9 protein-coding genes are annotated in these 15,711 nt (G+C 72.1%); 5 read left to right on the forward strand and 4 right to left on the reverse strand.

Features of this window, described 5'->3' with window-relative positions:
* Positions 1–41: 41 nt before the first annotated feature.
* The 3 genes from ACZ7LT_RS21010 to ACZ7LT_RS21020 form a co-directional block, all read right to left on the reverse strand.
* The gene (locus ACZ7LT_RS21010) at positions 42–1,628 is read right to left on the reverse strand and encodes an MFS transporter (protein WP_471237580.1); all 1,587 of its coding nucleotides are present in this window, start codon (positions 1,626–1,628) and stop codon (positions 42–44) included.
* Positions 1,625–3,100, reverse strand: a complete 1,476-nt coding sequence (locus ACZ7LT_RS21015) for a 4-hydroxyphenylacetate 3-hydroxylase family protein (protein WP_471237581.1) — start codon at positions 3,098–3,100, stop codon at positions 1,625–1,627. Before ACZ7LT_RS21015 ends, ACZ7LT_RS21010 begins: the two co-directional genes overlap by 4 nt.
* Positions 3,101–3,312: 212 nt before the next feature.
* Positions 3,313–4,266, reverse strand: a complete 954-nt coding sequence (locus ACZ7LT_RS21020) for an AraC family transcriptional regulator (protein WP_471237582.1) — start codon at positions 4,264–4,266, stop codon at positions 3,313–3,315.
* Between the two features lie 118 nt (positions 4,267–4,384).
* Between ACZ7LT_RS21020 and ACZ7LT_RS21025 the strand changes: the two genes are divergently transcribed.
* From ACZ7LT_RS21025 to glgB, 5 genes are all read left to right on the forward strand, one after another.
* A complete protein-coding gene (locus ACZ7LT_RS21025) occupies positions 4,385–5,329 on the forward strand; it encodes an SDR family oxidoreductase (protein WP_471237583.1) in 945 nt (314 codons plus the stop codon).
* 332 nt (positions 5,330–5,661) lie between these two features.
* On the forward strand, positions 5,662–7,740 hold the full coding sequence (locus ACZ7LT_RS21030; protein ID WP_471237584.1) for an alpha-1,4-glucan--maltose-1-phosphate maltosyltransferase: 2,079 nt from the start codon (positions 5,662–5,664) through the stop codon (positions 7,738–7,740).
* Positions 7,737–9,443 carry a maltose alpha-D-glucosyltransferase gene (gene treS / locus ACZ7LT_RS21035; protein ID WP_471237585.1) on the forward strand — a complete coding sequence of 569 codons (1,707 nt, stop codon included), beginning with the start codon at positions 7,737–7,739 and terminating at the stop codon, positions 9,441–9,443. The genes ACZ7LT_RS21030 and treS overlap by 4 nt, the downstream gene beginning before the upstream one ends.
* A 220-nt stretch (positions 9,444–9,663) precedes the next feature.
* Positions 9,664–11,034, forward strand: coding sequence for a maltokinase N-terminal cap-like domain-containing protein (locus ACZ7LT_RS21040; RefSeq protein WP_471237586.1), 1,371 nt, complete (start codon positions 9,664–9,666; stop codon positions 11,032–11,034).
* Between the two features lie 45 nt (positions 11,035–11,079).
* Positions 11,080–13,470 (forward strand): 1,4-alpha-glucan branching enzyme, encoded by a 2,391-nt coding sequence (glgB, locus tag ACZ7LT_RS21045; protein ID WP_471237587.1) that lies wholly within the window; start codon positions 11,080–11,082, stop codon positions 13,468–13,470.
* Here glgB and ACZ7LT_RS21050 read toward each other — a convergent pair.
* Positions 13,457–15,688, reverse strand: a complete 2,232-nt coding sequence (locus tag ACZ7LT_RS21050) for a HelD family protein (protein ID WP_471237588.1) — start codon at positions 15,686–15,688, stop codon at positions 13,457–13,459. The genes glgB and ACZ7LT_RS21050 overlap by 14 nt on opposite strands.
* Between the last annotated feature and the right edge of the window lie 23 nt (positions 15,689–15,711).

Raw genomic sequence — 15,711 nt, forward strand, 5'->3', positions numbered from 1 at the left:
GAGAGGCGAGTCGGCGGGCGGATGCGGTCCGCGTCAGGCGGTCACCGCGGGTCGCCCACCCGGTCCGGGCGCGGTGGCGCCGTCGCGGGCGCGGGCAGGCGGAGCCGTACGGAGAGCAGGGCGGCCACCGCGGCGAAGGCGGCGCCGGTGAGCAGGGCCGCCGTGTGGCCGGTGGTCTCGGCGGCGGGTCCCGTGCCGGTACGGGCGGTGGTGGCCACGGCCACCAGGACGGCCAGGCCGAGTACCGAGCCGAACTGCTGGCTGGTGTTGACCAGTCCGGAGGCGAGCCCGGTCTCCTCGGCGGTGGCCTCTGCCGTGGCGGCCACATTGGTGGTGACCATGACCAGCGGCAGGGCGGCACCCAGGACGAGGCTGGGTGCGAGGACGGTGGTGAGGAACGTGCCGTCGGCGCGCAGAGCCAGGGCGAGCCAGAGGGTGCCGGCGAAGAGCAGCCCGAACCCGAGGGTCATGGTCCGGGTGAGGCCGAGCCGGGTGATGATCCGGCCGGTCCGGGGTGCGACCGCGACCACCACCAGCGAGAGCGGCAGCAGGCCGAGGCCGCCGGTCAGCGGGGTGTGTTCGAGCACCCGCTGCAGGTGGAGGCTGACCAGGAAGAACATCGGGAAGAGCGTCATCTGGGCGAGAGCACTCAGGAGGTTGGCGCGGCGCAGCGCGGGCCGTCTCAGGACGGCCGGGGGGACGAGCGGCCGGGCGGTCCGCCTCTCCACCACGGCGAAGACGGCGAGCAGGACGAGTCCGGCCGCGGCCGCCGCGAGCGTACGGGCGCTCGTCCAGCCGCTCCCGCCGGCGCCGACCAGCGCGAAGGCGAGCAGTCCGAGGCCGCAGGTCGCGGTGAGCGCGCCGCCCAGGTCGAACCCGCCGGGCTTGCCCCGGGCCGGGCGCCGGCCCGCGGCCCGGCCGGGCGGACCGGAGCGGACTTCGTCGCCGCGGACGTCCGGGCGCGGGGCGGCACCGCCGGCCGCGCCGCGGCCCAAGCGGCGGCTCACGGTGTCGCCCGCGAAAGGGCCCAGGTTCTCCTGGCGTACGGCGGCACCGCCGCCACGGCCGCGCGAGCCGTCGAGCAGGCGGGGTGCGAGGGCGGCGAGGAGCAGCCCGAGGAGCACATTGAGCCAGAAGGTGGAGCGCCAGCCGAGCAGGTCGGTGAGGACCCCGCCGAGGACGGTGCCGAGGACCCCGCCGAGCCCGCCCATCGCGGCGAACGCGCCGAGCGCCTTGTGCCGGGCGGGGCCGTCGGGGAAGAGCAGGAGCAGCTGCGCGAACGCGGCGGCCGCGGCGAGCGCGGCGCCGACGCCCTGCGCCGCGCGGGCGGCGGTCAGCGCGGCGGCGCTGTGGGCGAGGCCGCCGGCCGCCGAGGCGGCGGCGAGCAGCAGGAGCCCGGCGGTGAACACCCTGCGGTGGCCGAGGAGGTCGGCGGCCCGGCCGCCGAGCAGCAGCAGTCCGCCGAAGGTGATCAGGTAGGCGTTGGCCACCCAGGACAGCCCGGCGGAGCCGGAGCCGAGGTCCTCGCCGATGGACGGCAGCGCGACATTGACGAGGGCGGTGTCCATGATCAGCAGCAGCTGGGTGGTGGCGAGCAGCGCCGAGGCGGCGCGGAGGCCGCGGTTCATTGCCGCGGGCCCGTCTCCGGCCCCGAATCCGGGCCTGTCTCCAGGCCGTAACCGTCCAGGCAGGCCCGGGCGAGGCTCTCGCAGGCGTCGCCGCCCTGCGCGGCCTGCTGGGTCAGATAGACGTGCGGGGCGCCGTGGTAGAGGCGCTCGTACTGCTCGTGGCGGCCGGCGAACTCCGAACCGAGCGCGTCCCAGGCGAGTTTGAGGAGCTTGATCCGGTCCTCGGCGGGGCTGCCGGGTGCGCGCAGGTACGTCCCGACGAGCGGCCCGAGCTCGGGGTGGAGCAGGTCCCGGCCGGAGGCGGGGAGCTGGATGAGGCCGCCGCCGGCCAGGAGCCGGATCTCCTGGACAGCCTGCGGATAGACCTCACCGGCCATGATCCGGTGCGCGAAGGAGATGTCCTGGCCGGGCGCCACACCGCCGCGGCCGCCGTCGACCGGGGTGCAGGACGCCTCGGCGGCCAGGACGAAGGCCTTGGCCTGGGCGACCTTGCCGAGGAGCCGGCCGATGGCCTGGGTGACGGGCGGCAGGTCGTAGGTGCGGTTCGCCTTGGCCAGCAGGATGGCGATGCCGGTGAGGAATTCCAGCTTGGTCCAGAAGCGGGTGGCGGCCTGGTGGGTGAAGTTGAGGTAGGCGGGGGTGTCCCACCACATCCGGAAGGCGACGTCCGGGTCGCGGTGGGCGAGCACGTTCTCCCAGGGCACGAAGACGTCGTCGCAGACGAGCAGCGCGTCGTTCTCGTCGAAGCGGGAGGAGAGCGGGTTGTCGAAGACGCTGCGCGCCCCGGCCTCGTAGGACGTACGGGCGACGAGCCGCAGCCCGGGGGTGTCGACCGGGACGGAGAAGCAGACGGCGCGGTCGGTGTCCCCCGGGGCGAGCGGTTCGATGGTGCCCACGACGACCTCGTTGGCGAAGACGGCGGCGGTGCCGATCATCTTGGCGCCGCGGACGACGATCCCGCCGTCCTTCTCGGCGACGACCCGCACGACCGGATCGTCGTCTCCCGGCACACCGGTGCCGGGGCGGGCGGTCGGCGGGTTGGTGAGGGTGAAGGCGGCAAAGAGGTCGCCCTCGGCGAGCCTGCGGTGGTGGGCGAGGGCGTGCTCCGCGCCGTCGAACGCCTCGGTGGTGAACACCTGGGGCGCGGCGGCGAATCCTGCGGCGCCGCCCGCCATGCAGTCGGGGGTGCGGCCCAGGAAGCCGTAACTGGCCCTGGCCCACACGCGGTACGCCTCGCGCCGGGCGACCAGGTCCTCGTACGAGCGGGGCACCGCGAACGCCCGGTGCGTGCCGTCCTCGGTGAGGACCGGTGTGTGCTCGGAGTCGTGCGCCAGGTCGTAGAGCCGGGCGATGGACGCGGCGGTGCTACGGAAGGCGGGGTGGCGGGTGATGTCCCGCACCCGCTCGCCGTCGATCCAGATCTCCCGTCCGTCGCGCAGTGATTCCAGATAATCCCGTCCGGACCTCGTCACCAGTTCTCCTCATGCGTCACGGCCGCGCCCCGACGCCGAGCCTGTCCCCCCGTGGCCACCTGCGGCAATGAACGTCCGTCCAGTGGTCCTTAAGAACCGGCCAGGGCGGGACGAGCCGGGCGCGGACGGCATATTCCGCTTGCGGTTTCGGGCGGCGCTTGCGCAGACGCGCGGGTACGGGAACAGGCGGTCAGCGCGGTGAGGGGACGGGCTCAGGCGGCGCTGGCCGCGCCCGCCCGGTACTCCCCCGGTGTCTTGCCGAACCACTTGCGGAACGCCAGGTGGAAGCCGACCGCGCTGCGGTAGCCGACCCGCTCGGGCACGGCGGACTGCGGCAGCGAGGTCTCGCCGAGCAGCCGGGCCGCCTCCTGCATCCGCCGCCCGGTCAGGTGCCGGGCCGGTGCCTCCCCGACGAGTTCGCGGAAGGCGGCGGTGAAGGCCGAGCGGGACATGCCGACCTCCCGAGCGAGGGACTCGATGGTCCACGGCTCGGCGTACCGGGTCGCGATCATCACCAGCGCGCGGCTGATGCCCGGGTGGCGCAGCACGGGCAGCGAGGCGGGGTTGTCGGTGAACTCCCGCAGCAGCGGGCGCAGGGCGAGGACGAGGGCCATCTCGAAGGCGCGCAGGGTGATGAGCCGGTCGCCGGGTCCGACGGGCCGGTCGGGGGAGGCGAGCAGCCGCAGGGTGTCGCGCAGCAGCGGCTCCCGGTCGACCTGTCCCCCGTCCAGGACGAGGGCCCAGGGCAGCGCCTGGTAGAGGCCGGTGGCGGCGCTGGCGTCGTAGTGCAGTCCGGCGCACAGGAGCCGGCTGGTGGGGCCGGTGCCTTCGATGCGGATCTCGCCGGAGGTGCCGGGCTGCCGTTCCGGCAGGACGGCCTTGAGGGGGACGCCCGGACGGTCGGGGCGGTCGGAGAGGCGGTGGGCGGTGCCGGTGGGGAAGACGATGAGGTCGCCGGCGCGCAGTTCGAGGGGGGCCTGGCCGGCGCCGGAGATCCAGCAGCCGCCCTCGACGAGGTAGTGGAGTACGGCGCAGCTCTGTTCGGCGTCCCCCTCGATGGCCCAGGGGGCGCTGACGTGCCAGCGGCTGTCGAAGACTCCGGTGAGCCTGAGCGGCTTCAGCAGCTCGCTGAGGAGGTCGTCACTGTCGGTTCCCACGGTGTCCATGGACGATCCTTCAACTTCCGCCCCGGTTTGTTAATTGATCGGCCGAAGCCGCCGCCGCCAGCCTGAGAGAGCCGTTGAACGGCAGCAGTCACACCCTATCGAAGGGCACTTCAGACATATGTCCGATCAGTCCGAGCACACTCCTCTGCGGGTCGCGGTCGTGGGGGCGACCGGGTATCAGGGCGGGGCCGTGGCCCGTCTGCTGAGCGAGCGGAACCACCGGATCCGTACGCTGACCCGCCGCCCGGACGGCGACCGGCCGCCACTGCCCGAGCTCGAATTCGTCGGTGGCGATCTGGCCGACGCGACGGACGTGCGCCGCCTCTTCGAGGGCGCGACGCACGCCTCCGTGACGATGCCGCTGGTGTACGAGCCGGAGCGGGTGCGCCGCTACGCCCTGAACATCGCGCGGGCGGCCCTGGAGGCGGACATCACCCGCCTCGTCTACAACGCCAACACCCGTATCCCCAAGGAGCCGACGCGCCTGGCGGCGTTCGAAACCAGACGGATCGCGGAGGAAGTCTTCCGCTCCGCCGGGCTGCCGCTGGTGGTGCTGCGCCCGCCGGTCTATCTGGACAATCTCTTCAGTCCGTGGAACGGCCCGGCCCTCGTCAACGACGGGGCCCTCGCCTACCCCCTGCCCGCGCACACCCCCACGGCCTGGCTCTCCCACCGCGACCTGGCGGGGGCGACGCTGGCCGCGCTGACCGGCGAAGGCCTCGACGGCCGTACGTTCGACATCGGCGGGGCGCGCGCCCTGACCGGCACGGAGCTCGCCCAGACCTTCTCCCAGGGCCTCGGCCGGGAGGTCCGCTACCTCCCGCTGCTGCCGGAGGAGTTCGAGCGCGGCCTCGCCCGGCTGCTCGGCCCGGCGACGGCGGCCGGCGTGTCGGGCATCTACCACCACATGGCCACGGCGACCGACCCGCTGCTGATGTCCGGTGACGACGGCGTGTCGGCGGGGGCGTTGGGCCTGCGCCCGGCTCCGGTGGACGAGTGGGTGACCCGCCAGCCGTGGCAGGTGTGGTCGAGCAACACGGAGGAGCAGAGCGCGGGGGCGTGATCCGGACGTGTGATCCGGACGCGATCCGGTCGAAATCTGGTGGCCCGAGAGGCGGCTCATGGTGGTGGGCGGGGTGGTGGGACGGTGGTCCCGCGCCCCGCCTTCCGCGTGCCGGAAGGCGGGAAATCAACCCGGTGAGCCCACCGCACGCCCCCGATGGCTTGTGCGCCCCCCTACGTCCTAGTAGTTAACACAGCGGCGGATTGCCGCGCCGAAAAGCGGGGCAGGGCTCCCCGGGTACGCACTCTCGTGTGCACGCCGCAGACGTGTCGCCGAATCGGCGTGCATCCGCCGTAGACCCGCTATCCGAGTGAACGCGGACAGGAGCGGCCATGCCCGCAGCCCGCCAGCCGTCGACGGAGCAGCTACAAAGAGCGCACCCGCACCCGATTGAGCAACCCCCAGGTGATGCCGTGAACTCGCAAATTGGCCGTATTCCCGTGCTTGACGTACGACCTCTGGTCGACTGCGGGCGCCGGCCCGCCAAGGCGGTGACCGGGGAGGCGTTCCAGGTGACCGCCACCGTGTTCCGTGAAGGCCATGACGCCGTCGCCGCCAATGTCGTGCTGCGCGATCCGTCCGGCCGCCCCGGGCCGTGGACCCCGATGCGGGAGCTGGCTCCCGGGACCGACCGGTGGGGGGCCGAGGTGACCCCGGACGCGGTCGGCCGCTGGACGTACACCGTGGAGGCGTGGAGCGACCCGGTGGCCACCTGGCGCGCCCACGCCCGTATCAAGATCCCCGCCCGGATCGACACCGAGCTGGTCCTCGCCGAGGGGGCCGAGCTGCATGAGCGGGCCGCCGCGGGCGTGCCCAAGAAGGAGGGCCGCGAGACCGTCCTCGCCGTCGTGGACGCGCTGCGCGACGAGCGCCGCTCGGCCCGCCAGCGGCTCAGGGCGGCCCTGTCGCCGCAGGTGACGGCGGTGCTCGACCGCTTCCCGCTGCGCGAACTGGTCAGCCAGAGCCCGCCGTTGCCGCTGCTCGTGGAGCGCGAGCGGGCGCTGTTCGGCTCGTGGTACGAGTTCTTCCCGCGCTCCGAGGGAGCCCGGCTGCGCAAGCGCGGCGGCCCCGTCCCGGGCACGTTCCGGACGGCCGCCGAGCGGCTGCCGGCCATCGCCGCCATGGGCTTCGACGTGATCTATCTGCCGCCCATCCACCCCATTGGCACCACCCACCGCAAGGGCCCCAACAACGCGCTGAAGGCCGGCCGGTACGACGTCGGCGTGCCGTGGGCCATCGGCTCCCACGAGGGCGGCCACGACGCCGTCCACCCCGACCTCGGCACCATCGAGGACTTCGACGCCTTCGTCGAGCGCGCCCGCGAACTGCGCCTGGAAGTCGCCCTGGACTTCGCCCTCCAGTGCTCCCCGGACCACCCCTGGGTGCAGAAGCATCCGGAATGGTTCCACCACCGCGCCGACGGCACGATCGCGTACGCCGAGAATCCGCCGAAGAAGTACCAGGACATCTATCCGATCGCGTTCGACAAGGACATGCCGGGAATCGTCCAGGAGACCGTGCGCATTCTGCGGTACTGGATGGATCACGGCGTCCGGATCTTCCGGGTCGACAATCCGCACACGAAGCCGGTGGTCTTCTGGGAAAAGGTGCTCGGGGAGATCAATCGCACCGATCCCGACGTGATTTTCCTCGCCGAGGCGTTCACCCGGCCCGCGATGATGCACACCCTCGGCGCGATCGGCTTCCAGCAGTCGTACACCTACTTCACCTGGCGCAACACCAAGCACGAGGTGACCGAGTACCTGACCGAGCTGTCCGGTGACGCCGCGGCCCACATGCGGCCGAACCTCTTCGTGAACACCCCCGACATCCTCCACGCCTATCTCCAGCACGGCGGGCGCCCGGCGTTCGAGGTGCGCGCCGTGCTCGCCGCGACCCTCTCGCCGACCTGGGGCGTCTACGCCGGCTACGAGCTGTGCGAGAACACCCCGCTGCGCGAGGGCAGCGAGGAGTACCTGAACTCGGAGAAGTACCAACTCCGGCCGCGGGACTGGGAGTCGGCCGAGCGCGAGGGCCGCTCGATCGCCCCGCTGATCACCACGCTCAACCGGATCAGGCGCCGCCACCCTGCCCTGCGGACGCTGCGCTCGCTGCGCTTCCACGGCACGGACAACGACGCCCTGATCGCGTACAGCAAGCGGTCGGGGTCGAACACCGTTCTGGTGGTCGCCAACCTCGACCCTCACCACACCCAGGAGGCCACGGTCTCGTTGGACATGCCGGAGCTCGGCCTCGACTGGTCCGACTCCTTCCCGGTGCGCGACGAGCTCACCGGCGAGACCTACCACTGGGGCAGGGCCAACTATGTGCGCCTCGAGCCTGGCGTCGCGCCTGCGCACATCCTCACCCTGCGACCGTCCCCGCCGATCGGAGGGTCACCCACATCATGATCGTCAACGAACCCGTCCCCGACACCTTCGAGGACACCCCCGCCAAGGACCGCGATCCCGACTGGTTCAAGCGCGCCGTCTTCTACGAGGTGCTGGTCCGCTCCTTCCAGGACAGCAACGGCGACGGGGTGGGTGATCTCAAGGGCATCACCGCCAAACTGGACTACCTCCAGTGGCTCGGGGTCGACTGCCTCTGGCTGCCGCCGTTCTTCAAGTCGCCGCTGCGCGACGGCGGTTACGACGTCGCCGACTACACCTCCGTACTGCCCGAGTTCGGCGACCTGGCCGACTTCGTGGAGTTCGTGGACGCCGCCCACCAGCGCGGCATGCGCGTGATCATCGACTTCGTGATGAACCACACCAGCGACCAGCACCCGTGGTTCCAGGAGTCCCGCGCCAACCCCGACGGGCCGTACGGCGACTACTACGTCTGGGCCGACGACGACAAGCAGTACGCGGACGCGCGGATCATCTTCGTCGACACCGAGACCTCCAACTGGACCTTCGACCCGGTCCGCAAGCAGTACTACTGGCACCGCTTCTTCTCCCACCAGCCCGACCTCAACTACGAGAACCCGGCGGTGCGCGAGGAGATCCTCTCCGCGCTGCGCTTCTGGCTCGACCTGGGCATCGACGGCTTCCGGCTGGACGCGGTCCCGTACCTCTACCAGCAGGAGGGGACCAACTGCGAGAACCTCCCGGCGACGCACGAGTTCCTCAAGCGGGTCCGCAAGGAAATCGACGCGCACTACCCGGACACCGTGCTGCTCGCCGAGGCCAACCAGTGGCCGGAGGACGTCGTCGACTACTTCGGCGACTTCACCACCGGCGGCGACGAGTGCCACATGGCCTTCCACTTCCCGGTGATGCCGCGCATCTTCATGGCCGTACGCCGTGAGTCGCGCTACCCGGTCTCCGAAATCCTGGCCAAGACCCCGGCGATCCCGGCGGGCTGCCAGTGGGGCATCTTCCTGCGCAACCACGACGAGCTGACCCTCGAGATGGTCACCGACGAAGAGCGCGACTACATGTACTCGGAGTACGCCAAGGACCCGCGGATGCGCGCCAACATCGGCATCCGGCGGCGACTGGCCTCGCTGCTCGACAACGACCGCAACCAGATGGAGCTGTTCACTGCGCTGCTGCTCGCGCTGCCCGGCTCCCCGGTCCTGTACTACGGCGACGAGATCGGGATGGGCGACAACATCTGGCTCGGCGACCGGGACGCCGTACGGACCCCGATGCAGTGGACGCCGGACCGCAACGCCGGCTTCTCGTCCTGCGACCCCGGCCGGCTCTACCTGCCGACCATCATGGACCCGGTCTACGGCTACCAGGTCACCAACGTCGAGGCGTCCATGGCCTCGCCGTCGTCGCTGCTGCACTGGACCCGTCGGATGATCCAGATCCGCAAGCAGAACAAGGCCTTCGGGCTCGGCTCGTACACCGAACTCCCCTCGTCCAATCCCGCGGTGCTCGCCTTCCTGCGCGAGTACGGCGACGACCTGGTGCTGTGTGTGAACAACTTCTCGCGATTCGCACAGCCGACGGAGCTCGACCTGCGGGAGTTCAACGGGATGCATCCGGTGGAGCTGCTCGGCGGGGTGCGATTCCCGGCCATCGGCGAGTGGCCCTACCTGCTGACTCTTGCCGGTCACGGCTTCTACTGGTTCCGTCTGCGCCGGGACACCAAGCCGAGTTGACCAGGAATTGGCCCGTACTGCCCGGGGTGAGGCGGTTTCTGTCGCCCCACCCTGGGCAGTGTGACCCACAACACTTCATCTGGTCCATCCGGACCTTCTTGTCGGGCCCATCCGGTTCTTCCCCGCCCGACACGTCCCGCACAGCCGGACAGTCAAGCCGCAATCCGGGACACTCTGCGCATTCCGAGTCGAGCTGCGCCCGGGGAAAGGACGCGACGCCATGCCGGAGACCGCTTCCACCACCCGGGCCCCGGCCGCCCTCCTTCCGTCACTCGCGCCGCTGCTGCGCGAATGGCTGCCCCGGCAGCGCTGGTTCGCGGGCAAGGGCAGGCCGGTCACCGGCTTCTCCCTCGTCTCGGCGACCGAACTGCTGCCGCTGGACGGGACCGGCCCAGGTCTGCTGCATCTCCTCGTCCGGGTCGAACAGGCCGACCGCACCGCGCGCCCGGCGCCGGACTGCTACCAACTGCTCCTCGGCGTACGGGCCACACTGCCCCCGCGGCTGGGCCCGGCGCTGATCGGCCGGGTCAGCCAGGGCCCGCTGGCCGGCCGCGCGGTCTACGAGGGGCTGTGCGACCCGCGCCTGGCCGACCTGCTCCTGGAGCGGCTGCGCACACCGGGCTCGCTCGGGCCGCTGCGGTTCGAGCGGACCGCCGATCTGCCGGCCGCGCTCGCCCCCCGGCTGCTCGACCGTGAGCAGTCCAACTCCTCGCTGGTGTACGGCGATGCGTACATCCTGAAGATTTTCCGCCGGATCGGTCCCGGCGCCAACCCGGACCTGGAACTGCCGCTGGCGCTGGCCGGCGCGGGATGTCGCCGAGTGCCCGCCCCGGTCGCCTGGTTCGAGACGGGCGAGGGTTCACAGGCGAGCACGCTCGGGGTGCTCCAGCCCTATCTGCGGGGCTCCCGGGACGGCTGGCGGCTGGCTCTGGAGGCGCTGGCGGCGGGACGCGAGTTCACCGCCGAGGCGCACGCGCTCGGCCGGGCGACCGCGGAGGTGCACACGGCGCTGGCCGCGGCGCTGCCGACCTGGAGCCTGCGCGACGAGGGCACGTCGGAGCTGGTGGCCGCGATGGGCGAGCGGCTGGAGGCGGCCGCGCAGGCAGTCCCGGCGCTGGTGCCGTACGTCCCGGGGCTGCGCAAGGTGTTCGAGGCGGCGGCCGGGCCGGGCGGCTCGGCGGGCGGCTCGCGGGCCCAGCGCGTCCACGGCGATCTGCACCTCGGCCAGACGCTGTGCACGGCGGACGGCGCCTGGTCGGTCATCGACTTCGAGGGCGAACCGGCCCAGCCGCTGGCCGAGCGGTGCCGCCCGCATCCGCCGGTGCGGGACGTGGCGGGGATGCTGCGCTCCTTCGACTACGCGGCCCGCACGCACCAGCCGTGGAACGCGGCCTGGGCGGCGCGCTGCCGGGACGCGTACTGCGCCGGGTACGCCGAGGCGTCGGGCACCGACCCGCGCTCCGAGCCGGCGCTGCTGCGCGCCTACGAGACGGACAAGGCGGTCTACGAGGTCGTCTACGAGGCCCGGCACCGCCCCGACTGGCTGCCGGTCCCGATGGCGGCGATCCACCGCCTGTCCGGCCAGTCCTGACCACATAACCATCCCTACCAGCGCCTCAGAAGGAGGCCATCTCCTGTGACCGCCCGTCAGCCGTCTCGTAAGCCCGCCCGTCCGGTGTCGGACGAGGAGCTGTCCGCACCCGTACCGCCGCCCGCCAAGGAGCCCGTCCAGGTGCAGGTGGCGAAGGAACCGGCGAAGAAGACGCCGGCGAGAAGGACCGCCGCCAAGTCGGCGGCCCGTACCCCCGCGCCCCGTAAGAACGGCAGCCGGGGTGTGCGGCCGGCGCCGCCCTTGGACGACGCCGACCGGGGACGGCTGCTGGCGGGTGAGCATCACGATCCGCACGCCTTGCTCGGTGCCCATGTGGTGCGCGGCGGGGTGGTGTTCCGGGTGCTGCGGCCGTACGCGACCGAGGTGACCGTGGTCGCCAAGGGGCTGCGGGCCGAGCTGTACGAGGACGGCGACGGGTTGTTCTCGGGGCTGCTGCCGCTGCGGAAAGTGCCGGACTACGAACTGCTGGTGCGCTACGACGGGGACGAGATCCCGATGCAGGATCCGTACCGTTTCCTGCCCGCGCTCGGCGAGCTCGATCTGTATCTGATCGGCGAGGGCCGGCACGAGGAGCTGTGGACGGCGCTCGGGGCCCGGCGGATGCACCACCAGGGGGTCGCGGGGACGCGGTTCACGGTGTGGGCGCCCAACGCCCGCGGGGTGCGGCTCGCCGGGGACTTCAACCACTGGGACGGCACCGGGCTGCCGTTGCGCTCGCTGGGCGCCAGCGGGGTGTGGGAGCTGTTCGTGCCCGGGATCGAGGAGGGCACGCGGTACAAGTTCGACATCACCCGGCCCGACGGGAGCCATACGCTGCGGGCCGACCCGATGGCCCGGCGCACGGAGTGCCCGCCGGCCACCGCGTCGATCGTGACGGATTCGCACCACGAGTGGCAGGACGGCCAGTGGCTGGCCCGGCGGGGCGCCCGGCCGCACCACGAGGCGCCGATCTCGGTGTACGAGCTCCATCTGCCCTCCTGGCGGCCCGGCCTGACCTACCGCCAGTTGGCCGAGCAGCTGCCCGCGTACGTCCGCGACCTGGGCTTCACCCATGTCGAGCTCATGCCGGTCACCGAGCATCCCTTCGGCGGTTCCTGGGGGTATCAGGTCACCGGCTTCTACGCCCCGACGGCCCGGATGGGCACGCCCGACGACTTCAAGTTCCTGATTGACGCGCTGCACCAGGCCGGTATCGGCGTCCTGATGGACTGGGTGCCGGCGCACTTCCCGCGCGACGACTGGGCGCTGGCCCACTTCGACGGGCGCCCGCTGTACGAGCACGAGGACCCGCGGCGGGCCGCGCACCCGGACTGGGGCACGCTCGAGTTCGACTACGGCCGTAAGGAGGTGCGGAACTTCCTGGTCGCCAACGCGGTGTACTGGTGCGAGGAGTTCCACATCGACGGGCTGCGGGTGGACGCGGTCGCCTCCATGCTCTACCTGGACTACTCCCGCGAGGACGGGCAGTGGTCGCCCAACGAGCACGGCGGCCGGGAGAATCTGGATGCGGTCCGTTTCCTCCAGGAGATGAACGCGACCGTCTACCGCCGCTGCCCCGGCGTCATCACCTTCGCCGAGGAATCGACGGCTTGGGACGGCGTGACCCGGGCGACGGACCAGGTCGGTCCGGGCGGCTTCGGCGGGCTCGGCTTCGGCATGAAGTGGAACATGGGCTGGATGCACGACTCCCTCGACTACATGGCGAAGGACCCTGTACACCGCAAGTACCACCACAACGAGATGACTTTCTCGATGGTGTACGCGTACAGCGAGAACTACATCCTGCCGATCTCGCACGACGAGGTGGTGCACGGCAAGCAGGCGCTGGTGTCGAAGATGCCCGGCGACTGGTGGCAGCGGCGCGCCAACCACCGCGCCTACCTGGGCTTCATGTGGGCCCACCCGGGCAAGCAACTCCTCTTCATGGGGCAGGAGTTCGCCCAGGGTGCCGAGTGGTCGGCCGACCACGGCCCGGAGTGGTGGCTGCTGGACGACTCGTACCACTCGGCGGGCGACCACCGGGGCGTGCGGAACCTGGTCCGCGACCTGAACACGGTGTACACGGCGACGCCGGCGCTGTGGGAGCGGGACACCCGCCCGGAGGGCTTCTCGTGGATCGCGGGCGACGCGGCGGAGGACAACATCTTCGCGTTCCTGCGGTACGACGCCGACGGATCGCCGCTGCTGGCGGTCTCCAACTTCTCGCCGGTGGTCCGGCACGACTACCGGCTCGGCGTGCCGGACCAGGTTGCGGCGTGGACGGAGGTGCTGAACACGGACGCGGCGCGGTACGGCGGCAGCGACGTGGTGGGCACGGACCCGGTGAAGACCGAGTCCGTGCCGTGGAACGGCCGCCCGGCGAGCATCCGGACGACGCTGGCGCCGCTGGCGACGGTGTGGCTCAGGCCCGCCTGATGACCCCGAGCCGCTGGGTCGCCCGGGTCAGCGCCACGTAGAGGTCGTTGATCCCGTGCGCGGCCCCGGACTCGATCGCGTCCGGGTCGACGACCAGGACCGTGTCGAATTCCAGGCCCTTGGCCTGGCGGGGGTCGAGCAGCACCACCGGGCGGGTCAGATCCGGGACGCGCCCGTGGGCCGCGTCCGGGAGCGCGGCGACCAGCGCCGGATGCAGCGCGGCGGGTGCGATGACCGCGAGCCTGCCCTCGGCGGGGAGTTCGTCGCCGACCGCGCGTACCGTCTCGGCCACCACGTCGTCCACGGTCCGCTCCCAGGGCTCCACGCCGGTGGAGCGGACCGAGCTCGGCGGTTCGAAGGCGGGGTCGTGGGCGCGGCGGACCTTCGCCGCGACCTCCATGATCTCGGCCGGGGTCCGGTAGTTGACCCCGAGGCGTACGAGCTCCCAGCGGTCCTGCACGTACGGGGCGAGGATCCGCTCCCAGGAGCCGACACCGGCCGCGTCGCCGGTCTGGGCCGGGTCGCCGACCAGGGTCATCGAGCGGCTGGGGCTGCGGCGCATAAGGAGCCGCCAGGCCATCGCGGAGAGCTCCTGGGCCTCGTCGACGATGATGTGGCCGAACGCCCAGGTCCGGTCGGCGGCGGCGCGTTCGGCGGCGCTGCGGTGGTCGGCCTCCTCGTGCCGCTCGGCGAACCGTTCGGCGTCGATGATGTCGTGTGCGGAGAGGACCTCGGAGGCGTCCTTGTCCTGTTCCTCCTTGTCCTCGAACTCGTAGGTCCGGGAGGCGTAGGACACGTCGAGGACGCCCTGCGCGTAGGCGATCTGCTGCTGCCGTTCGGCCTCCTCGCGGGCGCGGGCGGCGGAGTCGTCCTCGCCGAGGAGCTCGGCGGCCTCGTCGAGCAGGGGGACGTCGGCGGCGGTCCAGGGCCCGCCCTCGCGCCGGATGGCGGCGGCGTCCTCGTCGTCGAGGTGAGTGGGTTCGGCGAGGTAGTCGGCGAGGAACTGCTCGGGGGTGAGCGGCGGCCAGAGCGTGTCGATCGCGGCGTGCACCTCGGGGTTGGTCGCGACGCCCTTGGCGAGCAGGGCGATGTCGTCGGGGCCGAGGAAGTTGGGGCCGCCGTAGGGGTCGGCGCCGATCCGGTCGGCGAGCTGCTCGGCGAGGGCGTCGAGGAGCCGGAAGACGAAGTGCGGGCGGGCGAGGTTGTGCGGCAGGTCGGTCTCGCGGGCCTTGTGGCGGGCTTCGAGGGCCATGTCCCAGTCGAGGACGAGGTCGCCGTCGTCGTGCGCCACGATCAGCGGGGCGCCGCGCTCGGGGACCTGCTGGCGGTCGCGTACGGCCTGGGCCAGGGCGTCGGCCATGGCGGCGGAGCCCTTGACGGCGGCGGCGCGCGGGGTGTCGGTGCCGGTGGCCCGTACGCCGGGGAAGAGCTCGCCGGGGGTGGCGAGCAGCACCCCGGTCTCGCCGAGCGAGGGCAGCACCTGTCCGATGTAGCCGAGGAAGGCGGGGTTGGGGCCGACGATCAGCACGGCCCGTTTGGCGAGCTGCTCGCGGTGGGCGTAGAGGAGGTACGCGGCGCGGTGCAGGGCGACGGCGGTCTTGCCGGTGCCGGGGCCGCCCTCGACGACGAGGACCCCGCGGTGCGGGGAGCGGATGATGGTGTCCTGCTCGGCCTGGATGGTCTGGACGATGTCGTGCATCCGCCCGGTGCGCGCGGCGTCGAGGGCGGCGAGGAGCACCTCGTCGGCGTCGCGGCTCTCGTGCCCGGTACGGGTGGTGTCCTCCAGGTCGAGCACCTCGTCGTGGAGGGCGGTGACGTCCCGGCCGTGGGTGGTGATGTGCCGCCGCCGGCGCAGCCCCATGGGGGTGTGGCCGGTGGCGAGGTAGAACGGCCGGGCGACCTCGGCCCGCCAGTCGACGACGAGCGGGGTGCGGTGGGCGTCGTCCTCGCGGATGCCGATGCGCCCGATGTGGTGGTCCCGCCCGTCGCGGAAGACGAGCCGGCCGAAGCACAGGCCCGTCTCTCCCGCGTTGTAGGCGGCGAGCAGCCCGGACTGCTCGGCCACGAGCACGTCCCGCTCCAGCCGGGCCTGAAGGGTGGATCCGCCGACCTTGAGCGCCGCGGCCATGGCGCTCTCGGCCTGCTCCCTCAGGTGGTCGAGTCGCGCATAGAGCTCAGTGATGAATTGCTGCTCTTCCCGAAATTGCTCGGTTGACAATTCGACTCCCACCGCGATACAGT

This window comes from Streptomyces sp. NPDC039465 (genome assembly GCF_055639315.1).

What these genes read in the sequence shown, in the direction of transcription:
- ACZ7LT_RS21025 (WP_471237583.1), top strand. Translation starts at nt 4,385, where the DNA reads ATGTCCGATCAGTCCGAGCACACTCCTCTGCGGGTCGCGGTCGTGGGG.
- ACZ7LT_RS21020 (WP_471237582.1), bottom strand. Translation starts at nt 4,266, where the DNA reads ATGGACACCGTGGGAACCGACAGTGACGACCTCCTCAGCGAGCTGCTG.
- ACZ7LT_RS21040 (WP_471237586.1), top strand. Translation starts at nt 9,664, where the DNA reads ATGCCGGAGACCGCTTCCACCACCCGGGCCCCGGCCGCCCTCCTTCCG.
- treS (WP_471237585.1), top strand. Translation starts at nt 7,737, where the DNA reads ATGATCGTCAACGAACCCGTCCCCGACACCTTCGAGGACACCCCCGCC.
- ACZ7LT_RS21010 (WP_471237580.1), bottom strand. Translation starts at nt 1,628, where the DNA reads ATGAACCGCGGCCTCCGCGCCGCCTCGGCGCTGCTCGCCACCACCCAG.
- ACZ7LT_RS21030 (WP_471237584.1), top strand. Translation starts at nt 5,662, where the DNA reads ATGCCCGCAGCCCGCCAGCCGTCGACGGAGCAGCTACAAAGAGCGCAC.